This window comes from Roseomonas sp. E05 (assembly GCF_030063475.1).
GTDB lineage: Bacteria > Pseudomonadota > Alphaproteobacteria > Acetobacterales > Acetobacteraceae > Pseudoroseomonas.
Genome location: NZ_JASIRT010000005.1, coordinates 110,917 through 134,414, shown reverse-complemented (window position 1 = coordinate 134,414; position 23,498 = coordinate 110,917). Strand labels below are relative to the sequence as shown.

Here is a 23,498-nt window from a genome sequence, read left to right as displayed (position 1 = left end):
ATGTCCGGATCGACGCGCGCCTGGCTGCTGACCGATACGCCGGCCTCCCGCTCGCAGGCCAAATGGGGGCGGCGCTACCAGCTCTGGCTGGCCTTCCGGCGCAATCCGCTGGCCGTGGCCGGGCTGGCGGTGGCCGTCGTCATGCTGATCCTGGCGCTGGCCGCGCCGCTGCTCGCCACGCATGATCCCGGGGTGCAGGAGCTGGGCAACCGGCTGCAGCCGCCCTCCGCCGAGCACTGGCTCGGCACCGACGAACTGGGCCGCGATGTCTGGTCTCGCCTGCTCTATGGCGGGCGGGTCACGCTCGGCATGGTGGTCGCCGTGGTGGTGCTGGTGGCGCCGGTCGGCCTGATCGTGGGCTGCGTCGCGGGCTATGCGGGCGGGCTGCTCGATCGCCTGCTGATGCGCGTCACCGACGTGTTCCTGGCCTTTCCGCGGCTGATCCTGGCGCTGGCCTTCGTCGCCGCCATGCGGCCGGGGGTGGAGAGCGCCGTGATCGCCATCGCGCTGACGGCCTGGCCGCCCTATGCACGCCTCGCCCGCGCGGAGACGCTGACCATCCGCAACACCGATTACATCGCCGCCGTGCGGATGACCGGCGCCTCGCCCTGGCGCGTCATCTGGCGGCATGTGACGCCGATGTGCCTGCCTTCGCTGACCGTGCGTGTCACGCTCGACATGTCCTCGATCATCCTGACGGCGGCGGGGCTTGGCTTCCTCGGGCTTGGCGCGCAGCCGCCGATTCCCGAGTGGGGCACGATGATCGCGACGGCGCGGCGGTTCATCCTGGAGCAGTGGTGGGTGCCGGTGATCCCGGGCATTGCCATCTTCACAGCAAGCCTGGCGTTCAACCTGCTGGGCGACGGGCTGCGCGATGTGCTGGACCCGAAGCAGCGATGAAGCCTTCCGCGGTGTTCGCGAGAGGGGCGCCGCCCCTCTCGCGCTCTCCCCGCCAGGAACTGAGCTCCTGGACCTCCCCGATGAGGTGCGCGCAATGGTAAACGTAGTGACGAAGGACCGGTGCCAGCGCGAAATCCTTGCCGCAGTCAAGCCCCTGGCGATTGCGTACCATCGATGCACCGGTAAGCCTCTCGGCGTGGCCGGCGAAATCGCAGAATACGAAGCGGCCGGGAAGCTGCAACTCAGGCTCACGGATGCGCGCAACAAGGGCTATGACGCCCAGCGTGGCGAGGAAGGAATCCAGATTAAGGGGCGCGTGCTCGACGATCGCGATACCAACCGTCGACGCGTTCCGAAACTGGATCCTGAGACGCTTTGCGATACCGTTCTGCTCGAACCCGACACGCTGGAAGCACGAGAAATCTGGGAAGTGCCGTTCTCCGATGTGAAGGTGGCGCTCATGAAGCCGGGCTCCAAAGTGCGCGCCAAGGGTTCGTTGCGTGTTGGCGAATTCAGGAAACTCCAAGGAGCGCGTCTTGCGTACGAGGCGGGAGCTTAGACGATGAGCAACCTCGTCGAGATCCGTGACCTGCGCGTGGACTTCCCCACACCGACAGGCTTCACCCATGCCGTGCGCGGCGTGTCCTTCAGCCTTGGCCGGGAGAAGCTCGGCATCGTGGGCGAGAGCGGTTCGGGCAAGTCGGTGACCGGGCGCGCGTTGATGCGGCTTCTGCCCGAGGCGGCGCGCGTCCGCGCCGGCGCGCTGCGCTTCGACGGCATCGACATTCTTGGTGCCTCCGAGCGGCAGATGCGCAGCCTGCGCGGCGGCCGCATCGGCCTGATCATGCAGGACCCGAAGTTCAGCCTCAATCCGGTGATGACGGTCGGCAACCAGATCGCCGAGGCCTGGCTGGCGCACCAGAAGGGCGGCAGGCGCGAGGCGCGCGAGGCGGCGCTGGCCCTGCTGGAGCAGGTGCGTATCCGCGACCCGAAGCGGGTGCTGGAGTCCTATCCGCATGAGGTTTCCGGCGGCATGGGACAGCGGGTGATGATCGCCATGATGCTGGCACCGAACCCGGACCTGCTGATCGCCGACGAGCCGACCAGCGCGCTGGATGCCAGCGTGCAGGCGGAGATCCTGAAGCTGATCGAGGACCTGGTCTCGGCGCGCGGCATGGGGCTGATGCTGATCAGCCACGACCTGCCGCTGGTCAGCCGCTTCTGCGACCGGGTGGTGGTGATGTATGCCGGACAGGTGATGGAGGAGCTGCCGGCGCGCGACCTGCACCGCGCCCAGCACGCCTATACGCGCGGGCTGCTGGAATGCATGCCGAGCCTGAGCCACAAGCGCGCCCGGCTGCCCACCCTGAGCCGCGACCCCTCCTGGCTGGAGCCGCGCGCATGATCGGTGTCGGGCATCTCAACGTCCATTTCGGCAGCAACCATGTGGTGCGCGACGTTTCCTTCGACGTGGCGGCGGGGGAGACCTTCGGGCTGGTGGGGGAGAGCGGCTCGGGCAAGTCCACCGTGTTGCGCACCATCGCCGGGCTGAATGCCGACTGGAACGGCACGCTGGCGGTGGCGGGCAAGACGCTCGGCCGCAAGCGGGACCGCGCCTTCTTCAAGACCGTGCAGATGGTGTTCCAGGACCCCTATGGCTCGCTGCACCCGCGGCAGACGGTGGACCGAATCCTCTCCGAGCCGCTGGAGGTGCATGGCATCCCCAATGCGGAGGCGCGCATCATCCGCGCGCTGGAGGAGGTGGCGCTGCCGCGCGCGGCGCGCTTCCGCTATCCGCACCAGCTCTCGGGCGGGCAGCGGCAGCGCGTGGCGATCGCCCGCGCGCTGGTCGCCGATCCCTCCGTGCTGCTGCTCGACGAGCCGACCAGCGCGCTCGACGTTTCCGTGCAGGCGGAGGTGCTGAACCTGCTGGCCGACCTGCGCGAGGCGCGGCAGCTCACCTGCATCCTCGTCTCGCACAATCTCGCGGTTGTCGCGCATCTCTGCGGGCGGCTGGCGGTGATGCAGGGCGGAAGGATCGTCGAGGTGCTGACGGAGGCGCAGTTGCGCGCCGGCGAGGCGCGGCATTCGCACACGCAGGACCTGATTGCGCTGTCGCACGAGCTGGAAGCGTGAGGTAGAAAGGCTGGGGGGTTCGAGGCACTGCCTCGGACAGTCCCCCAGGCCCCCTTCTTTTTTCTGTCAGTTCGGCGGTTGAGGGCGGCGCGTACGAGGATGATGGCGATGCAACGCGTGATGGCGGCGGTGATGGGAAGCGGAGTTTGCATGGTGGTGCTGCTGGGCGCCTATGTCGCCAAGCGCAAGCTCGGGATTGACGTCTTTCCCGGGCGCGACATGCTGCCGGATGCGGAGATCAAGGCCGCCGTACTCGGCACTTTGGCGCTGCTCACCCTGCCGCTGCGCTGAACTGACAGAAAAAAGATGGGGGTCCGGGGGAATTCCTTCCCCCGGACTTTTCAGAACGCAAGCAGGTTCTCGCGGAAGAGCGCGTGCTCGTAGCTCTTTCGCATCAGGCCGCGGCGCTGCAGGGCCGGCACCAGCCCGTCCGCCACCTCGGCCACCGTGCGGCGGCTGACATCGGGCAGGGAGAAGAGGAAGCCGTCGCCGCCGACCGCCTCCATCGCCTCGCCCATGCGCTCGGCGATCTGCTCCGGCGTGCCGATCAGCTCCACCGAGCCGGTGTTGTTGTAGAGGGCCATGGCCTCGCGCAGGGTGCGGTTGCCGGCCTTGCGCAGGAACTCGTCCAGGCTCTGCTGGTGGCCGTTGGTGGTGAGCCGGCCCAGCGGTTCGTCCAGCGGCAGGGCGGCGAAGTCGATGTTGGTGATCTTGCTGAGATGCGCCATGCGGAGCTGCAGGTTCTCGGCATTGTAGGCGTCGCGCCGCCGCTTGCGGGCCCAGGCCTCCTCCTCCGTCTCGCCGATGATGGGGGAGATCAGGAACAGCACCTTGCAGCTGTCGGGATCGCGGCCGCAGGCGGCCCTGCGGGCGCGAATGTCGTCGCGATAGGCCTTCATCCCCTCGGTGCCCTTGATGCTGGCCACGATGGTGTCGGCGTGCTGCGCGGCGAACTGCCGCCCGCGCGGCGAGCCGCCGGCCTGCGCGATGACGGGGCGGCCCTGCACGCAGGGGCCGGAGTTCAGCGGCCCGCGCGAGCGGAAGTAGCGGCCCTCGTGGTTGACGGCGTGCACCTTGGCGGGGTCCACCAGGATGCCGCTTTCGGTGTCGGCGAGAATGGCGCCGGGCTCCCAGGAACCCCAGAGGCCGTTCACCACCTGCATGTACTCGTCGGCCATGTCGTAGCGGGTGTCGTGCTCGGGCAGGCCGTCCAGGCCGAAGTTGCGGGCGGCGAAGTCGGAACTGCCGGTGACGGCGTTCCAGCCGATGCGGCCGGAGGAGACCTGGTCCAGCGTCGCCACCAGCCGCGCCAGCAGATAGGGATGATAGGCAAAGGTGGCGAAGGTGGGGACGATGCCGATCTGCTTCGTCTCGCGCGCCAGCAGCGTGGCGACCACGGAAGGGTCCTGCCGCGGCACGGCGATGCCGTGCTTCAGGTAGACGTCGCGCGCGCCGCCGTAGCTCTCGCCGACATAGGAGGAATCCTCGATCAGCACGTAGTCGAAGCAGGCGCGTTCCAGCGCGCGCGCCATGTCGATGAACAGCTCCGGCACCATCCAGTCGCGGCCGATGGAGCCGGTCCAGGGCTCGCCCCAGGCCTGCACGCTTGAGCCCTGGAGGAACCATCCGAGATGGAACCGCTTGTCCGCCATGTCCTGGCCTCCTTCCGTCAGTGTCCTTCGCGGCGCCGCCGCAGGGCGAGGTCCGCCAGCAGCAGCAGCACCGTCGCCACCACCAGCAGCACGGCGACGGCGGCCATGCTGGGGTCGAGATTCTCGTTGATGCCGTCCCAGATCTTGCGCGGCAGGGTGAAGACGTTGCGGGAGGCGATGAACAGCACGATCACCAGCTCGTCCCAGGAATGGATGAAGGCGAAGATGGCGCCGGAGACGATGCCGGGCATGATGCGCGGCAGGATCACCCAGCGCAGCGTCTGGCCGAGCGAGGCGCCCATGCCGCGCGCCGCCTGCTCCAGCCGCCCGTCGAAGGCGGCGAGCGCGGTGGAAACCGTGACCACCACATAGGGAATGCCGGTGACGCCATGCGCCAGAACCACGCCGAGGAAGCTGTCCAGCAGCCCGGCGAGTGCGAAGGAGCGATACAGGCCAACCGCATAGACGATGGTGGGGATGATGATCGGCAGCAGCATCAGCGCCCGCACCAGCTCCGTGCTGCGACGGCCGATGCGCCAGCAGCCGATGGCGCAGAGCGTGCCCGCCACCACCGCCAGCGCCGTGGAGGCCAGCGCGATGCCGAAGGATTGCAGGATGGCGCCGCGCCAGGCCTCGCTGCCGAACAGCGCCGTGTAGTGCTGCAGGGAGAGGGTGTGCTTCGGCAGCGAAAGGAAGCGCTGATCGGTGAAGGAGACGGGGACAACCACGGCCACGGGCAGGAGCAGGAAAAGCGCCGTCACCCAGGCGACCGTGGAGTTCAGCCAGCCCGGCCGGTAGCCGCCCATCGGCTCAGGCCCCCGCGCCGAAGAGGCGGCGCAGGTTCACCACGCGCGAGAACAGCGCCAGCGTGGCGAGGATGGCGACCACCAGCACCGTGGCCAGCATGGCGCCGAGGCCCCAGCGCAGCAGGTCGGTGATCTGCAGCTTGATCCACTCCGCCGCCATCAGCGTGCGGCCGCCACCGAGCAGGGCGGGGGTGATGTAGAAGCCGAGCGAGAAGATGAAGACCAGCACGCCCGCCGCGATGACCCCGGGCAGGGAGAGCGGCAGGAAGACGCGCAGGAAGCTCTCGGTGCGCCCGGCGCCGAGCCCGCGCGCGGCGGCCAGCAGGCGGGGGTCCACCTCGCCCATGCTGGCCAGCATCGGCAGCACGGCATAGGGCACCATGTAGTGCACCATGCCGACGACGATGCCGAACTCGTTCCAGACCATGCGCAGCGGCGTGTCGATCAGCCCGCCGGCCAGCAGCGCCTCGTTCACCAGCCCCTCGCGGCGCAGCAGCGTGACCCAGGCGAAGGCGCGCACCAGCACGCTGATCCAGAGCGGCACCAGCACGGCGAGCAGCCACCAGCGCCGGCGGTTCGGCGGGGACATTGCCACCTTGTAGGCCAGCGCATAGCCCAGCAGCAGCGCGATCAGCGTGGTCAGCCCGCCGATGCGCAGCGTGGTCAGGATGACGCGCTGCACGCTGCCGCTGGTCCAGAGGCGTTCGTAGTTCCCGAGGCCCAGGCGCGGCTCGGTGACGCTGATCACCAGAACCTGGCCGATCGGCACCAGATAGACCAGCGTCATCAGCAGGAAGGCCGGCAGGATCAGGCCCCACCAGCCGAGTTCGCGCCGCATCCCTCAGCCGGTGACGAAGTCGAGGTACTCGGCATTGGCCTCCTGGTAGTTCTTTCCCCACCAGGTCTCGTCCAGGTAGAACTGCCTGGCGACATTGGCGGGGTCGGTCGGGTTCAGGCGGCGCAGCTCCGGCGGCACCATCTCGGCGGCGCGCGGATTGGTCGGGCCATTGCCCATCAGCTTCAGCAGGCTGACCTGCGGCTCGGGGTGCGCGAGCATCGAGGCCAGCAGGCGCTGCGCCGCCGCGCCGCCGGGATTGTTCCTCGGGATCACCATGATGCCGGCCTGCAGCATGCCCTGGTCCCAGACGAACTTGATGCGGCCTTGCGTCTCGCGCTCCAGCACGCTGGCGCGGGTGTGCCAGATGCAGCCCATCACTGCCTCGCCCGTGCGCATGTACTGCTCGGATTCCGAGCCATTGTTCCAGTAGACGCAGTTCGCCTTGATGTCGCCGATGCGCTTCAGCGCCTTCCCGATGTCGAGCGGGTACATCGTCTTGGGGTCGGCGCCGAGCGAGGCGGTGGCGATGTCGAGGGAGGTGCGCGCATCCCGCCGGATCAGCCGCGTGCCGGGGAAGCGCTTGAGGTCGAAGAAGTCCTTCCAGCCGGTTGGCGGCGTCGGGAACTTGCTGCTGTCATAGGCCAGCACGTTGGAGAAGGAGTAGGGCGCCGCACCGTATTCCACGGCGAAGGCGGGGCCGAGCACGTCCTCCTTCTTCACCACGCCGTAGTCGATCGGCGTCAGCAGGTTCATGCCGCTCAGCAGCATGGCGGAGGCGGCGGAGCTGTCGCAGAGGTCCCAGGTGACATGGCCGCTCTCCACCATCGAGCGGATGCGGCCGGTGGAGGGGCCGCTGCTGTCCTGCACCACCGTCCAGCCGGGGTTGGCCTCCATGAAGGGCTTGCCATAGGCCTCGCCGAAGCCCTGGTTGGCGATGCCGCCCCAGTTCACCATCACCAGCTCGCGCTTGTCCTGCGCGGCGGCGGGGGAGCTCATCAGCGGGGCGGCGCCGAGCGCCGCGAGGCCCCCCAGCAGCGCCCGCCGGCCGATCCTTCCCCGGCGGTGCTGCTGCAGCAGAAGCTCGACGCAATCCTGTTGGAAGGTCTGTGTCATACGCACCTGGCCCCCTCTGCCTGCGCGCCGCTGCGGCGCTGTCAGGACCATGGCCAAGCACGACCCGTGCCAAAGGCCGGGGGAATGAATTCCCCCGGACCCCCATCTTTCTTCTTCGAGCCCCCGCGCAGGCGGCCAGCGGGCGCCACAACGGACAGAAAAAAGAAGGGGGCTCGGGGGAATTCATTCCCCCGACCTTCCTCTGGCCGAATGCGCGCCGCTGGACTAAGCCTGCCGCCATGTCCGGGAACCCTCTCGCCCGCCTCTGGCTCTTCATCGGCGGCCTTTCCGGCCTGCTGGCGGTGGCGCTCGCCGCCTGGGCGGCGCACGGCCTGGCCCCACGGCTCGCCCCCGCCGAGGCGGCGATGGTGCAGAGCGCGCTGACCATGCAGGGCTGGCACGCCCTGGCGCTGCTGGCCACCGGCCTGCTGGCCGAACGCCGTGCCGGGCGCCTGCCGCACTGGGCGGGCGGCTGCTTCGTGCTGGGCTCCCTTGGCTTTTGCGGCGCCATCTGGTGGCGGGTGCTGACAGGGAGCTCGCTCGGCATCGCCCCGTTCGGGGGCACGCTTCTGATGCTGGGCTGGCTGCTGCTGGCCATCGCCGGGTTGCGCCGCCCGCCAGAGCACGGCGCGCCGTGATCCGCAGCGCCTATCTGGCCGACGAAGGCTTCGAGCCCGAGGTGGAGGAGGAGCTGCGCCGCGCCGGCGTGGCGGTGGCGCAATGGCACGGCCGGCTGGCGCTGAGCGAGGCGCCGCCGGTGCCCTGCGCCTGGGCGCTCGACATCTGGACCGACCCGCGCGAGATCGAGGTCCCCTCGATCAAGGCCGCGGCCGGTTCGCTGCGGGCGATCCAGCGGAACTGGTCGCTGGAGGCGATGGCGCACCACCGCCGCGCGGCGCTGATCGAGGCGGCGCTGCCACCGCTGAAGGCCCGTGCCCTGCGCTTCCCCGAGCCGGCGCCGACCGGCCATCTCGGCGGCTGGACCCTGCTGGCACCGGACCGGATGCTGGCCTCGCCGACCAAGAGCAGCCCTTTCCTGCACGGCGCCGTCCGCTTCGAGGAGGACCGCGAGGGGCCGCCCTCGCGCGCCTATCTGAAGCTGTGGGAGGCGCTGACCCGGATCGGCCGCTGGCCCGGGCCAGGAGAGGTGGCGCTCGACCTCGGCGCCGCCCCGGGCGGCTGGAGCTGGGCGCTGGCGCAGCTCGGCTGCCAGGTGGTGGCGGTGGACAAGGCGGCAATGGACCCCGCCGTGGCGGCGCTGCCGAACGTCGCCATCCGCACCGAGAGCGCCTTCGGGCTGGAGCCGGAGAAGCAGCCGGCGGTGGACTGGCTGTTCAGCGACATCATCTGCTACCCGGCCCGCCTGCTCGCCCTGGTGCGGCGCTGGAGGGAGGCGGGGCGGGCGCGGAACTTCGTCTGCACCCTGAAGTTCCAGGGCGAGACCGACCACGAGACCGCCGCCGCCTTTGCCGCCATTCCCGGCGCGCGGCTGTTCCACGGCGCGCACAACAAGCACGAGCTGATGTTCTGTCTGCTGGAGGATGCAGACAGGGTTGCGGGATAGCGTTTCCCCCGCATCTGCGGGAAGGCGGAGGCAGGCCCGGGTCGCGGTTGTTCCGACTAAAACATGAGACAAGGCCAAGGGAAATTCTTCCCTCTCGTGTTTTTTATCTGAGCGATGCTCGGGGTGGACGTGGGGCACCCGGATTTGGTCTGCATGGCGGCCGCCACTATGCTGGCGCGCAGCACCTCCATTCAGGGAGATATCCTCGCCCGATGCGTTTCCTCCTCCTCGCCCTGTTCAGCCTGTGGCTGAGTCTCAGCCATGCCCAGGCCCAGGCTCCGGCCGTACCCCCGGCCGCCCCGCCGCCAAGCGAGGCCTCGCTGCAGGAACTGCTCCGGGTGCTGGAGGATGACACGGCCCGGGCCGCCCTGATCGCCCGGCTGCGCACGGCGGAAGGCGCCACGGCCGCCGCGACGCTGCCGCCGGAACAGGAACCCACCGTCGCCCGGCAGCTTGCGGAATACAGCCAGAGCATCGCCGAGCAGGCCGTCACGATGCTGCGGCGGGTGGTGGAGGTGGGGCGCGGCCTCGCCCAGCTCGCCGGCGAGGCGGCGCAGGCCGACCGGGACGTGCTCTGGAGCGGCACCTTCACCATCCTGCTGCTGATCGGGGTGGTGGGCGGCCTTTTCGCCCTGTTGCGGATGCTGGCCAAGCCGCTGTTCAACGCCCTGGGGCGCCGGGCGGAAGGGCGGGGGCGGCTGTTCCGGCTGGCCCTGCAGCCGGTCGCCCTGCTGATCGAGGCGGCGACCGTGCTGCTGGCCTGGGGCGGCGGCTATCTCTTCGCCCTCAGCTATGGCGTCACCGGCGTCATCGCGGTGCAACAGACCTTGCTGCTCAACGCCTTTCTGGCGGTGGAGGGCATCAAGGTGGTCATCCGCACGCTGTTCCGCCCGCGCCTGCGGGCGCTACGGCCCCTGCCGCTGGGCGATGAGGGGGCGCGGGCCTGGTTCTTCTGGCTCAGTCGCGCCACTTCGGTGATCGGCTACACCTTCATGCTGCTGGCGCCGTTGCTGAACGCCAATGCCTCCTGGGCGGCGGCGCGGTCGCTGCGCTTCCTGGTCATGCTGCTGGTGCTGGCCATGGGCATCCTGGCGCTGCTGCGGCACCGCCGCGCCGGCCGGCACTGGGTCGAGGCGCAGCGCCACCGGCGCGGCATCCGCCTGCTCGGCAGCGTCTGGGTCGCCTTCGGCCATGTCTGGCACCTGCTGGCCATGCTCTATCTGGTGACCCTGTTCCTGGCCTGGGTGGCCAACCCGCGCGAGGCGCTCGGCTTCATCCTGCTGGCCACGCTGTATTCGCTGGCAGTGGTGGCGCTGGGGGCGCTGCTGATGCATGGGCTGCGGCACCTGTTCTCCGGCGGCATCAGCCTGCCCGAGGCGGTGACCGGGCGCCTGCCGCTGCTGCAGCACCGCCTCAACACCTTGATTCCCGCCATCCTGCGCGTGCTGCGCGGCGTCGTGCTGGTTCTGGTGCTGCTCGGGCTGCTGCAGGCCTGGGCCCTGTTCGACCTGCTGAGCTGGCTCGCCACCTCCAGTGGGCAGCGCTTCGCCGGCGCCCTGCTCTCCGCCGCACTGATCGTGCTGGCGGGCATGGCGGCGCATCTCGCGCTCTCCTCCTGGGTGGAGTACCGGCTGAACCCGAACTACGGCACGGTGCCGACCCCGCGCGAGCGGACCCTGCTGGCGCTGTTCCGCAATGCCGCCACGCTGACGCTGCTCGTGCTGGTGGCCATGCTGGCGCTGAGCGAACTCGGCGTGAACATCGGCCCGCTGCTGGCCGGCGCCGGGGTGGTCGGCCTGGCGGTCGGCTTCGGTGCGCAGAAGCTGGTGCAGGACATCATCACCGGCGCCTTCATCCAGATCGAGAATGCCATGAACGAGGGCGATGTGGTCACCGCCGGCGGCATCTCCGGCGTGGTGGAGAAGCTGACCATCCGCTCCGTCTCGATCCGCGACCTGAACGGGACCCTGCATGTCGTCCCGTTCTCCACCGTGGATACGGTGGCGAACATGACGAAGGACTTCGCCTTCCACGTCGCCGAGATCGGCGTCGCCTACCGGGAGAGCATCCCGGAGGTGAAGGCGGCCATGCAGGACGCCTTCGAGCAGTTGCAGAAGACCGAGCATGGTGCCTTCATCATCGGCCCGCTCGACATGCAGGGCATCACGCAGTTCGCCGACTCCGCGGTGGTGGTGCGCGCGCGCATCAAGACGCAGGCGGGCAAGCACTGGGGCGCCGGGCGCGCCTACAACGAGATCATCAAGGAGATCTTCGACGCCCGCGGCATCGAGATCCCCTTCCCGCATGTCACGCTCTACATGGGCGAGGACAAGCAGGGGAAGGCGCCGCCGGTGCGGGTGATCGACGAGACGCCGCGCCCGGCGGCAGCGCAACCGGCGCTCGCCGCGCAACGTTCCCCGTCCGAAGAGGACCCAGTGGCGGACAAGAATGCAAAAGGCATGGTGGCTGATCCGCCAAACCGTGCTCGGCTTCATCGAGGATGAAGCGCTGAGCCGCGGCGCGGCGATCGCTTTCTACACGGTTACCTCACTGGCGCCGGTGCTGATCATCGCCGTCGCCATCGCGGGGCTGGCCTTCGGGGAGGACGCGGCGCGCGGCGCCATCGTGTCGCAGCTCGCCGGCCTGATGGGGCGTTCCGGGGCGGAGCTGGTGCAGAGCATCATCGTCAGTGCCTCCAACCCCACTTCCGGCATGGTGGCCAGCGTCTTCGGCATCGCCACCCTGCTGGTCACCGCCAGCGGCGTCTTCGGCGAGATCCAGGCCAGCCTGAACATGATCTGGCGGGCGGAACTGCAGGGCGGCACCGTCTCCCGCCTGTTCCGCGCGCGCGCCGCCAGCCTCGGATTGGTGGCGACGCTCGGCTTCCTGCTGCTGGTCTCCCTGGTGTTCAGCGCGGCCCTGACGGCGCTCGGAAACATGCTGGACACCAGCCTGCCGGGGATCGCCAGCCTGGTGCGGCTGGCCAATGCGGTGATCTCCTTCGCCCTGATCGCCGTGCTGTTCGCCGCCATCTACAAGTTCCTGCCCGACCGCGCGCTGGAATGGCGCGACGTGCTGGTCGGGGCGCTGGTCACCACGGTGCTGTTCAACCTCGGCAAGACGCTGATCGGCCTCTATCTCGGCAGCACCGCCATCGGCTCCACCTACGGCGCGGCCGGCTCGGCGGTGATCGTGCTGCTCTGGATCTACTATTCCGCGCAGATCTTCCTGCTGGGCGCCGAGTTCACCAAGGCCTATGCCATGCGCCGCGATGTGGAGGCCTGGGAGGCGAATTCCGCCGGCGGGCTGCCACCCGAGGATGGCCCGGAGCGGCCGCCCGTGGGCCTGCCGCCGGCCTGCTGACCCTTCTCCTGGCAGCGCAGGGGCGTTAGGTGATGCCGCCATGATCCTGCTTGCTCCCCTGGCCGTCCGATGAAGCGTGGCCGCCGCTCCACCGCGCCCTGGGTGGCGCTCGCCGCCGCAATCCTTGGCCTGCTCGGCGCCACGCAGGTGAGCGAGGGCGACCTCTTGCGCCTCGGCCGTGCCGCCTGGCGCGCCGTGCAGAGCCTGGAGGAGCCGCGGGCCCCCTCGCGCGGCGCGAGCCGCCCGGCCGGCGCGCCCTTCTCCGGCCATCCGCGCGTCATCGATGGCGACACCTTCGACCTGAGCGGCATCCGCGTCCGCATGCAAGGCATCGATGCGCTGGAGCGCGATCAGCAGTGCAGCCGCGGCGGTGGCGGCCGCTTCGCCTGCGGCACCGCCGCGCGCGACGCGCTGGCGGAGCTGATCGGCGGCCGTGAGGTCACCTGCACCCCCGATGGCACACTGACGCATGGCCGCACCGTCGCCGTCTGCACGGTCCCGCAGGGCAATGGCGGCGTGCTCGACCTCAACCGGGCCATGGTGCGCTCGGGGCTGGCCTTCGACTGCCCGCGCTATTCCAAGGGCCGCTACGCCTCGGCGGAGGCCGAGGCGAAGGCGGCGAGAGAGGGCGCCTGGGCCGGGCGCTTCACCTATCCCTGGTCGCACCGCGACCGCGCCGGCGCCTGCGGCCGCTGATGCGGGGGCGGTGGCGAGGCTGGATCCGGCGTGCCGCGCTGCTGCTGCTCCTCGGCCCGCCGCTGCTGATCCTGCTGTTCCGCTTCGTGCCGCCGCCGGTCACGCCGCTGATGCTGCTGCGGGCGGCCCAGGGCTATGGCCTGACCAGGGACTGGGTGGCCTATGACCGGATCGCGCCCGCCCTGCCGCAGGCGATCATCGCCTCGGAGGACAATACCTTCTGCCGCCAGGCACTGGGCTTCGACTTCCCGGCCCTGCGCGGGCAGGTCGCGGCGGCGCTGGCCGGGGAGCGGCCGCGCGGCGCCAGCACGCTCACCATGCAGGTGGCCAAGAACCTGTTCCTCTGGCCGGGGCGCGACCCCCTGCGCAAGCTGCTGGAAGCCTGGCTGACGCCGCAGGTCGCCCTGCTCTGGCCGAAGCGGCGGGTGCTGGAGGTCTATCTCAACATCGTCGAGTTCGGGCCGGGCATCTACGGGGCGGAGGCGGCCTCGCAGGCCTTCTTCCACCGCCCGGCGGCCCGCCTCACCGAGGCCCAGGCAGCGCGGCTGGCCGTGGTGCTGCCCAATCCACGGGAATGGTCGGCCGGCGAGCCCGGGCCCTATGTGCGGGAACGCGCGGCGCTGATCCGGCGGCGCATGAACCAGCTTGGGCCGCTGCTGGACTGCACGGAGTGAGGTGAAGCCCATCCGGGCTTCCTCCCGCCTCGTCGCCCGCCCCGCCCAGGCGCCGTGTTGACGGGCGCCGCGATGCGCATCGCTGCCCCCTCCGCCAGGCCGGAGGGGGGCAGCCGCTATCGCACCAGGACCTTCGCCGCTTCCTTGGTCTTGCTGACGGCCTGGCCGACCTGGTTCACGGCCAGCGAGATGTCGGCGATGCTCGACGAGACGCTTCTCACGGCGCTCGAGGCCCTTTGCATGTTCGAGGACATGCTGCGCGTGACGACGTTCTGCTCCTCCACCGCACTCGCGGTGACCGAAACCTGCTCGTTCAGGGTCTCGATCGCATCCCGGATGGTGGAGATGGCGCTCGAAACCTGCGCCGAGGTCACCTGGATCCCCTCGATCTCCTGCGTGATCTGCTCGGTGGCGCGGGCGGCCTGGTTCGCCAGGTTCTTGACTTCCGAAGCGACGACCGCGAAGCCCTTGCCGGCATCGCCTGCGCGTGCGGCCTCGATGGTGGCGTTCAGGGCCAGCAGGTTGATCTGCCCGGCAATGCCCTGAATGATGCTGGCGACCCCCGTCATCGCCTGGGCGGCATTGTTCATCCTGGCCGTGCTTTCGCTGACCGAGCTGGCATGGTTGAAGGCATGCGTGGTGGCGGAGCGTGACTTCTCCATGTTCCGGGCGATCTCGGCGATGGATGCGGCCAGTTCCTCCGCACTGGCCGCCACCATCTGCACGTTCTGGGACGTCTCCTCCGCCGCGCGGGAAGCCGAGGTAGTGCCGGAGTCGGATTGATGCACCGCGCCGTCAATTTCGTGGAAATTGTGGTCGATGAGGTTTTTCAGATTGGACAGAAGCGCCATCTGGGCCGTCACGTCCGAGGCGAACTTCACCACCTTCGCCACCTGGCCGCGCTCATCGAGAATCGGATTGTAGGATCCCTCGATCCAGACGACCTTTCCGTTGCGCCCGATTCGCTTGAACTGCGCCGCGTGGTATTCGCCGCGCCGGAGCTTGTCCCAGAATTCCTGGTACTCCCTGCTGTCCCTGTATGCGGGCTCGACAAACATGCTGTGCTTCCTGCCGCGGATCTCCTCGATCGAGTAGTCCATCGTCTTCAGGAAGTTCGCGTTGGCGTCGACGATCGTGCCGTCGGTTGTGAACTCGATGACGGCCTGGGAGCGGCTGATGGCCTCGAACTTCGCGGCATAGTCGAAGTTCAGGAGGCGGTGCTTGGCATCCGCCCATTCCACGACATAGCCCAGCTTCTCCCCCTTGTGGCGCAGGGGCGCCACCCGCAGGTCAAAGGCCCGGCTGCCGACGCGGATCGTCGCCGCATGGGGCTTCTCGAGCGTCGCCAGCATCTTGCGCTGGTGCGAGGGGTTCTTGTGGAAAATGTCGATGTTGCTGCCGAGCAGCGTCTTCATGCTGAAGCGCGGCAGCTCCTTCTGCAGGTCAGCCTCGGCTTCTTTCAGCAGCGCTTCCACCGCCGGATTCATGTAGACGATCGTCAGATTGTTGTCGGCAATCATCACGTTCGTCCGCAGCGCGTCGAGCGCGGCCAACTTGAGGGGAGAGCCGTTCCGCCGACCAAGGCTGCCAAACATGTGTTGTGATCCGCCGAAAAGGGAGAGAGCGGCATCACATTGAGGCCAGAAGGACTAAAATTTCGTTGGCGCGGCGGGCGCAAAGCAGATTCGCCGGGCCCGCTTTCAGCGGGGTGCGCGCGGCGCTTCGAGCCCGTGAAGCAGCAGGTCCAGATGCGCTTCCCGCATGGCTTCCGGCGCGGGCGCATCCCCCTCGCCCAGGATCATTCGCCAGACCGAGGCCATCAGCACCGGTGCCAGCACCACCTCCGCGAGGCCCGGCATGTCCGCCACCTCCGGGCGGAACTCGCCCGCGGCGACGCCGGCGCGCAGCACGGCGCGGGCGATGCCGGTGGCGCGCGCCAGCATCTCCTCGCGGTAGAAGCGGGCCAGGTCGGGGAAGCGCTCGGCCTCGGTGATGATCAGGCGAAACAGGATCCGCTCCTGCCGGTCGGCGCTGATGCGGGCATAGCCCATGCGCATCAGCGCGCCGAGCAACTCCCGTGCCGGACCGGCATGGCCGGCAAGGTGGCGTTCCGCCTCCTCGAAAAGGGGCTGGGTGCAGGCGCGCACGGTTGCCTGGAACAGCGCCTCCTTGGAGGAGAAATAGTGGTAGATCAGCCCCTTGGCGATGCCGGCGCGGCTCGCCACCGCAGCCATGCGGGCGCCGGCATAGCCCCGTTCCGCGAACTCCTCCAGTGCGGCGCGCAGAATCTGCGGCGTGCGGGCCGCAGGGGGCAGCCGGCGGCGCGCCTGTGGGGCATCGGAACCTGAATTCATTCTTCTTCCAGACCGAGTCCTTGATCTCGTCGCAGGTTCTGCCAGATAAGGGCGGAGTTACTGACCGGATGGTCAATAAGCAGGCGCCGCGCACAGGACAAGATATGCCGGACCACAACCCACCCGCCCAGACCGTCGCGCCGCGAAGCACGACGCGCCGCCGCTGGCCCTTGCTGCTCGGCTTCCTGCTGATCGTCGGCCTGGGCGGGGTGATGGTGCCGCGCCTGCTGCAGCGCGCCGAGGCGCCGCCTGGCCCCGCCGCCCCGCAGGAGCCGCCACCCGCGCTCACCGTGACGCTGGCGGCCGTCCAGGCGCGGGATCTGGCGCGTCCGGTGATCGGCGATGGCTCGGTGGTGCCCTGGCAGGAGCTGGTGATCGGCGCCGAGGCCGGCGGGCTGCGCGTGCAGGCGGTGCCGGTGGAGGAGGGGGATCGGGTGCGCGCGGGCCAACTCCTGGTCGCCTTGGACGACGCCCTCCCGGCGGCGCAGGTGGCCCAGGCCGAGGCCGCGGCGGCGGAGGCCGAGGCGGCGCTGGGCATCGCCCAGGCCGACCTGCGCCGCGCCAGCCAGCTCTCGCGCAGCGACAACGTGGCGCAGCAGGTGCTGGAGCAGCGCCAGGCCGCCGCCCGGCAGGCCGAGGCGCGGCTGCGCGCCGCCCGCGCCCAGCTCCAGGAGGCCCAGGCCCGCCTCGCCCAGGCCCGCATCCTCGCCCCGGCGGATGGCACGGTGCTGCGCCGCGCCGTGCTGCCCGGCGCCGTGGTGCAGCCCGGGCAGGAGCTGGTGCGGCTGCTCCGCGAGGGCCGCCTGGAGCTCGATGCCCGCGTGCCGGAGCTGGACCTCGCCGCCGTGCGGCCGGGCCAGGCGGTGCGGGTGCGGCATGGCGAGCGCGAGATCATGGGCGAGGTGCGCGCCCTGGCGCCGGTGGTGGCGGGCGAGACGCGGCTCGGCCTGGTGCATGTCACCCTGCCGCCCGACTCCGGCCTGCGGCCCGGCATGTTCGCCCGCGCCGAGATCCTGCCCGCGCCCGCGCCCAGCCTGGCGGTGCCGCAGGCGGCGGTGGTGTTCCGGGACGGGCAGCCGGTGGTCTTCGTGCTGCCCGAGGGAGCCGAGCGGGTCGAGCCGCGCGCCATCACCACCGGCATCCGCCGGGAAGGGGTGGTGGAGGTGACCGGCGGCCTCGCCCCCGGCGAGCGGGTGGTGGCGACCGGCGCCGGATTCCTCTCCGCCGGCGACCGCGTGCGCGTCGCCGCGCCGCGCTGAGGGAGAGCGGCCATGTCCGACATCCATGACGAGCCCGCGGGCCGCGAGGCCGCCGGCTGGAACATCTCCGGCTGGGCGATCCGCAACCCGATCCCGACGGTGGTGCTGTTCCTGCTGCTGACGGTGGGCGGACTGTTCGCCTTTCCCATGCTGCGCATCAACAACACGCCGGACATCGACCTGCCGGCGGTGGTGGTGACGGTGATGCAGCCCGGCGCCGCCCCCTCCGAGCTGGAGACCCAGGTGACCCGCCGCGTCGAGGACGCCGTGGCCGGGCTCGGGGATGTCAAGCACATCACCTCCATCGTGCAGGACGGCACCTCGACGACGATCATCGAGTTCAACCTCGGCAAGGACGTCGACCGCGCCACCAACGACGTGCGCGACAAGGTCTCGCAGATCCGCGCCGATCTGCCGGCCTCGATCCGCGACCCGGTGATCAGCCGCATCGAGGTGACGGGCGGCGCCATCCTCACCTACACCGTGGCGGCGCCGGGGCTCTCCACCGAGCAGCTCTCCTGGTTCGTCACCGACACCGTGGCCAAATCGCTGCTCTCGGTGCCCGGCGTCGCGCAGGTGAACCGCGTCGGCGGGGTGGAGCGCGAGATCCGCGTGGCGCTGCGGCCGGAGCGGCTCCGCGCGCTCGGCATCACCGCCGTGCAGGTGAACGAGCAGCTCCGCTCGGCCAACCTGAACCTGCCCGGCGGCCGCGGCACGCTGGGCGAGAGCGAGCAGAGCATCCGCACCCTCGGCTCCGCCCCCACGGTGGAGGCCCTGCGGGCGCGGCCGATCATCCTGCCCGGCGGGCGCACCGCGCGGCTTGGCGAACTCGCCACGGTGACCGATTCCACCGCCGAGATCCGCACCGCCGCGCGCCTCGACGGCGAGCCGGTGGTGGCCTTCGAGGTGATGCGCACGCGCGGCTCCTCCGAGGTGAAGGTGGCCGAGCAGGTGGCGGAGCGCGTCGCCGCGCTGGAGGCGGCGCATCCCGGTATCGAGATCCGCCGCGTCACCTCCACCGTGGCCTTCGTCGAGGCCGGCTATCACGGGGCGATCGACGCCCTGCTGGTCGGCTCGGGGCTGGCGGTGCTGGTGGTCTGGGTCTTCCTGCGTGACTGGCGGGCCACGCTGGTGGCCTGCGTCGCCATGCCGCTCTCGCTGATCCCGACCTTCCTGGTGCTGCAATGGCTGGGCTATGCGCTCAGCAACATCACCCTGCTCGGGCTGACGCTGGTGGTCGGCGTGCTGGTGGACGACGCCATCGTCGAGATCGAGAACATCGTCCGCCACCTGCAGGCCCGCCCGAAGCAGGGCGCCTACCGCGCCGCGCTGGAGGCCTCGGCGGAGATCGGGCTGGCGGTGATGGCCACCACCGGCGCCATTCTGGCCGTCTTCGTGCCGGTGAGCTTCATGCCCGGCATTCCCGGCCAGTTCTTCCGCCAGTTCGGCCTGACCGTGGCGGCGGCCGTCACCTTCTCGCTGCTGGTGGCGCGGCTGCTGACGCCGCTGATGGGCGCCTACCTGCTGAAGCCCCGCCGTCAGGCGCGCTCGGAGGAGGTGGGGGACGGCGCGGTCGGCCGGCGCTATCTGGCGCTGCTCCACTGGTGCCTGCGCCACCGCTGGACGACGCTGGGCGCCGCCACCGGCTTCTTTGCCCTCTCGCTGGCGCTGGTGCCGCTGATCCCCTCCGACTTCATCCCCGCCGCCGACCGCGGCCGCTCGGCGCTGGCGATGGAGCTGGCCCCCGGCTCGACGCTCGCCGAGACGGATGCGGCGGTGCGCCGCGCCACCGCCATCCTGACGGCGCGGCCGGAGGTGGAATCGGTCTTCGCCTCGCTCGGCACCTCCAGCGTGGTCGGCGGGCCGGGCATGGGCAGCACCACGGCGCAGGGCGACCCGCGCAACGCCAACCTGATCATCACCCTCAAGCCGCGCGGCGAGCGGGCGCTGAACCAGCAGCAGTTCGAGGCGGCGGTGCGGCCGGCGCTGGAGGCCATTCCCGGCCTGCGGGTCCGCTTCGGGGCCGACGGCATGAGCGGCTCCAAGGCCAGCATCACGCTGGTGGGCGACGACGCGGCGCAACTCGCTGCCGCCGCCCGCACGCTGGAGCAGCAGATGCGCGGCATCCCCGCGCTTTCCGGCGCCCGCTCCACCGCCAGCCTGGAGCGGCCGGAGCTGCAGATCGTCCCGCGCGAGGCGCGCGCCGCCGAGCTGGGCGTCTCGGTCGCCGCCATCGGCCAGACGGCGCGCATCGCCACCATCGGCGACATCGACCAGAACCTGGCGCGCTTCAACCTGCCGGACCGGCAGATCCCGATCCGCGTCATGCTGGAGGAGCAGGCGCGCGGCGAGATCGACACGCTGCGGGCGCTGCGGGTCGCCGGGCGGGCCGACCTGCCGGTGCCGCTCGACGCGGTGGCGGAGATCCGCCATGGCGCCGGGCCGGCGCAGATCGACCGGCTGGACCGCGTGCGCAAGGCGACGGTCGAGGCGGAGCTGAACGGCATGCCGCTCGGCGAGGCCACCAGGCTGATCGAGGCGCTGCCGATCATGCAGAACCTGCCGCCCGGCGTGCAGGAGCGCGAGACCGGCGATACCGAGGTGATGCGCGAGCTGTTCGGCGGCTTTGTCATGGCCCTCGGCGCCGGTGTGCTGCTGATCTACCTGGTGCTGGTGCTGCTGTTCGGCGGCTTCCTGCAGCCGCTGACGATCATGTCCGCCCTGCCGCTCTCGCTCGGCGGCGCGCTGATGGCGCTGCTGCTGGCGCAGAAGGCGCTCGGCGTCTCGGCGGTGATCGGCGTGCTGATGCTGATGGGCATCGTCGCCAAGAACTCGATCCTGCTGGTGGAATACGCCATCGAGGCGCGGCGCGGCGGCCTCGCGCGCGGCGCGGCGCTGGTGGAGGCGGCGCGCAAGCGGGCACGGCCGATCGTCATGACCACGGTCGCGATGACGGCGGGCATGGTGCACATCGCCGCCGGCGTGGGCGCCGATGCGGAGTTCCGCGCGCCGATGGCGCTGGTGGTGATCGGTGGGCTGATCACTTCCACCCTGCTCAGCCTGGTGGTGGTGCCGGTGGTCTATACGGTGGTGGACGATGTCGGGCGGCTCTTCGTCCGGCTGTTGCGGCGCGGAGCCGGGGCGCGGCGGCCGGCCTGAGGGAAGGCGGCGCCGCGCCCCTGGCAGGGGTGCCCCCATGCGCCGGAGCGGCTTCCAGGCGGCCTCCCGCCTGGAAGGCCGGCCGCGAGCCGCAGCCCGTTTGCCGCCCGCCATTCCAGCCATGGGGCGCTGCGCCCGGCCCGCTCCGCCGGACGAGCGGCTCTTCGCCTAAGTGACCTTCTTGTAGACGGTGAGCCCCAGCACGAAGAGCGCCACGGCGATGATCACCGCCAGCCAGAACAGGATCTTGGCGATCCCCATGGCGGCGCCGGCAAGGCCACCGAAGCCCAGGGCTCCCAGTATGAGTGCCGCGACCGCGAAGATGATGGCCCATTTGATCATCGAAGTTCCTTTCGTCGGGAGAGACAGGTCAACGGGCGAGAGCGGCGCTGGTTTAGGGAGGAAGGCGATTCGGCAATGGCCGGGCCTGCCTTCCCGTGACGGGGGCGCCTTCCGGGTCTCGCGTTCTATGCCGCCGGCCCGTCCAACTCCCGCAGGAACCCGGCCAGCGCGGCGTTGAAGGCGGCGGGCCGCTCGAAATAGGTGGAGTGGCCAGCCGCTGCGATCTCCACATGCCGGGCGCGCGGCATGGCGGCCAGCAGGTGGGGCACAATGGGGGAGGCGAAGACCACATCCTCCGCGCCGGTGATCCAGAGGGTGGGGAGGCCGATGGCCGCGAGGTCGCTCGCCGGGCGTGTGCGGGCCTCGTAGAGGCGGCGGCGCAGGCTTTCCTTGTCCAGCTCCACGCTCATCTCGTCGATGGCGCGGTAGAGGAAGTGCAGCGCCGGCTGCTCCGCCGCGCCGCGCGCGCCCATGGCGGGGTGCACGCCGCGCGCCGCGTTCGCCTTCTGCTGCGGCGCCACCGCCTCCGACCAGCGCGCGAAGGCGTCGGCGGCGGCCTCGCCGGAGCGGCGCGGATCGACCGGGCCGGAGGTGGCGGAGAGCACCAGGCCCCGCAGGGCGCCGGGATGGGCGAGGGCGAAGCTGATGCCGGTCCAGCCGCCCATGGACTGGCCGATGAAGACCGGGCGCTCCAGGCCGAGATGGCCGAGCAGCGCGGCGAGGTCGCCGGCATAGGCGGCCGGGTCCGGCCCGCCGGGCGGCGTGTCGGAGGGGGCGAAGCCGCGGTGGCTGAAGGTGACGCAGCGATGGCTGCCCGCGAAATGGCCGACCTGCTGCCACCAGGAGAGATGGTTGCCGCCCAGCCCATGGCCGAAGACCAGCGCAGGCCCTTCGCCCGTCACCTCGTAGTAGATCCGGCAATCCGGGCGCTGCAGATAGCCGCGCTGGCGCGGCACGCTGCCGCCGGACAGGGCGAGGGGTTGCGTGGGCAGGCTGGTCATCGGGCGCCCTCCGGTAGTTGCCGGTGGCCAGCTTGCGGGCTTCCATGGCGCCTGTCGAGGCGCCGCGCCGGGAATGGCGCGGATCGTGCTTGGCAGGGCCCACGGCATTGCGCGACAGGGAACGATCCGATGAGTGGCTTCGAGTTCGACATGGTGGTCCGCGGCGGCACGCTCGCCACGGCGGCGGAGGTCTTCGAGGCCGATATCGGCATCCGCGACGGCGTCATCGCAGCACTCGGGCGCAACCTGCCGCGCGGCGCCGAGGAGGTCTCGGCCAGGGGGCTGATCGTCACGCCCGGTGGGCTCGATCCGCATTGCCATATCGAGGAACTGGGGCAGGACGGCACGGCGCAGGAGGAAAGTTTCGCCAGCGGCTCGGCCGCCGCGCTGGCCGGCGGCACGACGAGCTTCATCTGCTTCCTGCCGCAATGGAAGGGGCACAGCCTGGCCGACAGCGCGCCCGGCTACGCGGCGCGCGCCGAGCAGTCGCGCGCCGACTACTCCTTCCACCAGATCATCACCGACCCGACGCCCGAGGTGCTGCAGAAGGAGGTGCCCGCCCTGGTGGCGCGCGGCATCCGCAGCCTGAAGGTGTTCCTGACCTACGACCCGCTGCGCCTGACCGATGCCGAGTTCCTCGACGTGCTGGCCACCGCCCGCCGGCTCGGCGCCTTCGTCACCGTGCATTGCGAGAACTTCGATGCCATCGGCTGGCGCATCAACGCGCTGCTCAAGGCCGGGCTGACCGATCCGCTGCAGCACGCCTGGTCCCGCCCGCCGGTGGTGGAGCGCGAGGCAACGCACCGGGCCATCGCGCTCGCCGAGCTGGTGGACCAGCCGATCCAGGTCTTCCACGTCTCCTGCGAGGAGGCGGCGGCCGAGATCGCGCGCGGCAAGGCGCGCGGGCTGAAGGTCTGGGGCGAGACCTGCCCACAATACCTCACCCTCTCGCACGAGGACCTCACCGGCCCCGACTTCGCCGGCGCCAAGGCGGTCTGTTCCCCCGCGCTGCGCGAGAAGGCGGAGAACGCGCGCGTCTGGCGCCGCATCCAGGACGGCACGCTGGACATCGTCTCCTCCGATCATTGCGGCTTTTCCTTCGCCACCGCCAAGCGCGCCGCCGGCAGCAGCAGCTACGGCACCGGCGCGGCGGTGCAGCGGCCGGACGGAATGCCGGCCTTCAACGCCATCCCCAACGGCGTGCCGGGGATCGAGACGCGGCTGCCCGTGCTGTTCTCCGAGGGCGTCTCCAAGGGACGGATCGATTTGCCCACTTTCGTGCGCCTGTCCTCCGCCAATGCGGCGCGGCTCTTCGGCCTCGGCGGCCGCAAGGGCAGCCTGGCGCCGGGCGCCGATGCCGACCTGGTGCTGTGGGACCCCGACCGCGAGACCACCATCGCCCAGGAGCGGCTGCACCATGCCATCGACTACACGCCCTGGGAGGGCTTCGCGGTGAAGGGCTGGCCGGTGGTCACGCTGCGGCGCGGCGAGGTGGCGGTGCGCGAAGGCGAGGTGCTGGCGGCGCCGGGCAGCGGGCGCTTCCTGCCGCGCGGGCCCTATGATCTCGTGAAGCCGGCAGGACGGGTGCCGGACGGCTTCGACGCGGCCGGCATGGAGTAAAGAAGCCGGGGGGAAGGAATT

At 70.6% G+C, this 23,498-nt stretch carries 22 protein-coding genes; 14 read left to right on the top strand and 8 right to left on the bottom strand.

Annotated features, from left to right (window positions below; translation table 11 throughout):
* The 5 genes from nikC to QMO56_RS07670 all read left to right on the top strand — a co-directional run bounded on the left by nikC (nucleotide 1) and on the right by QMO56_RS07670 (nucleotide 3,327).
* Nucleotides 1-900 carry a nickel transporter permease gene (nikC, locus tag QMO56_RS07690; protein ID WP_283524658.1) on the top strand — a complete coding sequence of 300 codons (900 nt, stop codon included), beginning with the start codon at nucleotides 1-3 and terminating at the stop codon, nucleotides 898-900.
* Nucleotides 901-1,006: 106 nt separating this feature from the next.
* Entirely contained in the window at nucleotides 1,007-1,459 is a 453-nt protein-coding gene (locus QMO56_RS07685) for a hypothetical protein (RefSeq protein WP_283524656.1), read from the top strand.
* A gap of 3 nt (nucleotides 1,460-1,462) precedes the next feature.
* On the top strand, nucleotides 1,463-2,305 hold the full coding sequence (locus QMO56_RS07680) for an ABC transporter ATP-binding protein (RefSeq protein ID WP_283524655.1): 843 nt from the start codon (nucleotides 1,463-1,465) through the stop codon (nucleotides 2,303-2,305).
* Entirely contained in the window at nucleotides 2,302-3,036 is a 735-nt protein-coding gene (locus QMO56_RS07675) for an ABC transporter ATP-binding protein (RefSeq protein WP_283524653.1), read from the top strand. The genes QMO56_RS07680 and QMO56_RS07675 overlap by 4 nt, the downstream gene beginning before the upstream one ends.
* A 108-nt stretch (nucleotides 3,037-3,144) precedes the next feature.
* A complete protein-coding gene (locus QMO56_RS07670) occupies nucleotides 3,145-3,327 on the top strand; it encodes a hypothetical protein (protein WP_283524651.1) in 183 nt (60 codons plus the stop codon).
* A 50-nt stretch (nucleotides 3,328-3,377) separates the two neighbouring features.
* Here QMO56_RS07670 and QMO56_RS07665 read toward each other — a convergent pair whose 3' ends face one another.
* The 4 genes from QMO56_RS07665 to QMO56_RS07650 are packed head-to-tail and all read right to left on the bottom strand — an operon-like array spanning nucleotide 3,378 to nucleotide 7,445.
* Nucleotides 3,378-4,688: an NtaA/DmoA family FMN-dependent monooxygenase gene (locus tag QMO56_RS07665; protein ID WP_283524650.1), complete on the bottom strand. Its 1,311-nt coding sequence runs from the start codon at nucleotides 4,686-4,688 to the stop codon at nucleotides 3,378-3,380.
* Between the two features lie 17 nt (nucleotides 4,689-4,705).
* Nucleotides 4,706-5,494, bottom strand: a complete 789-nt coding sequence (locus tag QMO56_RS07660) for an ABC transporter permease (protein WP_283524649.1) — start codon at nucleotides 5,492-5,494, stop codon at nucleotides 4,706-4,708.
* Nucleotides 5,495-5,498: 4 nt separating this feature from the next.
* Nucleotides 5,499-6,332 carry an ABC transporter permease gene (locus tag QMO56_RS07655; RefSeq protein ID WP_283524647.1) on the bottom strand — a complete coding sequence of 278 codons (834 nt, stop codon included), beginning with the start codon at nucleotides 6,330-6,332 and terminating at the stop codon, nucleotides 5,499-5,501.
* A 3-nt stretch (nucleotides 6,333-6,335) separates the two neighbouring features.
* Nucleotides 6,336-7,445, bottom strand: coding sequence for an extracellular solute-binding protein (locus QMO56_RS07650; RefSeq protein WP_283524646.1), 1,110 nt, complete (start codon nucleotides 7,443-7,445; stop codon nucleotides 6,336-6,338).
* Between the two features lie 239 nt (nucleotides 7,446-7,684).
* Between QMO56_RS07650 and QMO56_RS07645 the strand changes: the two genes are divergently transcribed.
* The 6 genes from QMO56_RS07645 to mtgA all read left to right on the top strand — a co-directional run bounded on the left by QMO56_RS07645 (nucleotide 7,685) and on the right by mtgA (nucleotide 13,742).
* The gene (locus QMO56_RS07645) at nucleotides 7,685-8,083 is read left to right on the top strand and encodes a DUF423 domain-containing protein (protein WP_283524644.1); all 399 of its coding nucleotides are present in this window, start codon (nucleotides 7,685-7,687) and stop codon (nucleotides 8,081-8,083) included.
* Nucleotides 8,080-9,009 carry an SAM-dependent methyltransferase gene (locus QMO56_RS07640; RefSeq protein ID WP_283524643.1) on the top strand — a complete coding sequence of 310 codons (930 nt, stop codon included), beginning with the start codon at nucleotides 8,080-8,082 and terminating at the stop codon, nucleotides 9,007-9,009. The genes QMO56_RS07645 and QMO56_RS07640 overlap by 4 nt, the downstream gene beginning before the upstream one ends.
* A gap of 212 nt (nucleotides 9,010-9,221) precedes the next feature.
* Nucleotides 9,222-11,513 carry a mechanosensitive ion channel domain-containing protein gene (locus QMO56_RS07635; RefSeq protein ID WP_283524641.1) on the top strand — a complete coding sequence of 764 codons (2,292 nt, stop codon included), beginning with the start codon at nucleotides 9,222-9,224 and terminating at the stop codon, nucleotides 11,511-11,513.
* Nucleotides 11,458-12,372, top strand: a complete 915-nt coding sequence (locus QMO56_RS07630) for a YihY/virulence factor BrkB family protein (protein ID WP_283524640.1) — start codon at nucleotides 11,458-11,460, stop codon at nucleotides 12,370-12,372. The genes QMO56_RS07635 and QMO56_RS07630 overlap by 56 nt, the downstream gene beginning before the upstream one ends.
* 69 nt (nucleotides 12,373-12,441) lie before the next feature.
* On the top strand, nucleotides 12,442-13,068 hold the full coding sequence (locus QMO56_RS07625; RefSeq protein WP_283524639.1) for a thermonuclease family protein: 627 nt from the start codon (nucleotides 12,442-12,444) through the stop codon (nucleotides 13,066-13,068).
* The gene (gene mtgA, locus QMO56_RS07620; RefSeq protein ID WP_283524638.1) at nucleotides 13,068-13,742 is read left to right on the top strand and encodes a monofunctional biosynthetic peptidoglycan transglycosylase; all 675 of its coding nucleotides are present in this window, start codon (nucleotides 13,068-13,070) and stop codon (nucleotides 13,740-13,742) included. Before QMO56_RS07625 ends, mtgA begins: the two co-directional genes overlap by 1 nt.
* A 116-nt stretch (nucleotides 13,743-13,858) precedes the next feature.
* Here the strand turns inward: mtgA and QMO56_RS07615 are convergent, their stop codons facing one another.
* Nucleotides 13,859-15,337: a PAS domain-containing methyl-accepting chemotaxis protein gene (locus tag QMO56_RS07615; RefSeq protein WP_283524637.1), complete on the bottom strand. Its 1,479-nt coding sequence runs from the start codon at nucleotides 15,335-15,337 to the stop codon at nucleotides 13,859-13,861.
* Between the two features lie 105 nt (nucleotides 15,338-15,442).
* Entirely contained in the window at nucleotides 15,443-16,096 is a 654-nt protein-coding gene (locus tag QMO56_RS07610; RefSeq protein WP_283524635.1) for a TetR/AcrR family transcriptional regulator, read from the bottom strand.
* Between the two features lie 104 nt (nucleotides 16,097-16,200).
* Here QMO56_RS07610 and QMO56_RS07605 point away from each other — a divergent pair, with 104 nt between their 5' ends.
* Both QMO56_RS07605 and QMO56_RS07600 read left to right on the top strand, forming a co-directional pair.
* Complete coding sequence (locus tag QMO56_RS07605; protein WP_283524634.1) at nucleotides 16,201-17,355, top strand: efflux RND transporter periplasmic adaptor subunit; 1,155 nt, start codon at nucleotides 16,201-16,203, stop codon at nucleotides 17,353-17,355.
* Between the two features lie 12 nt (nucleotides 17,356-17,367).
* Nucleotides 17,368-20,514 (top strand): efflux RND transporter permease subunit, encoded by a 3,147-nt coding sequence (locus QMO56_RS07600; protein ID WP_283524632.1) that lies wholly within the window; start codon nucleotides 17,368-17,370, stop codon nucleotides 20,512-20,514.
* Nucleotides 20,515-20,682: 168 nt separating this feature from the next.
* On the opposite strand, the gene QMO56_RS07595 is transcribed toward QMO56_RS07600, so the two are convergent.
* Nucleotides 20,683-20,856: a DUF1328 family protein gene (locus tag QMO56_RS07595; RefSeq protein WP_283524631.1), complete on the bottom strand. Its 174-nt coding sequence runs from the start codon at nucleotides 20,854-20,856 to the stop codon at nucleotides 20,683-20,685.
* Between the two features lie 125 nt (nucleotides 20,857-20,981).
* Nucleotides 20,982-21,857, bottom strand: coding sequence for an alpha/beta fold hydrolase (locus tag QMO56_RS07590; RefSeq protein WP_283524630.1), 876 nt, complete (start codon nucleotides 21,855-21,857; stop codon nucleotides 20,982-20,984).
* 129 nt (nucleotides 21,858-21,986) lie between these two features.
* On the opposite strand from QMO56_RS07590, the gene hydA reads away from it, so the two are divergent.
* Nucleotides 21,987-23,477, top strand: coding sequence for a dihydropyrimidinase (gene hydA, locus QMO56_RS07585; RefSeq protein ID WP_283524629.1), 1,491 nt, complete (start codon nucleotides 21,987-21,989; stop codon nucleotides 23,475-23,477).
* Nucleotides 23,478-23,498: the final 21 nt, after the last annotated feature.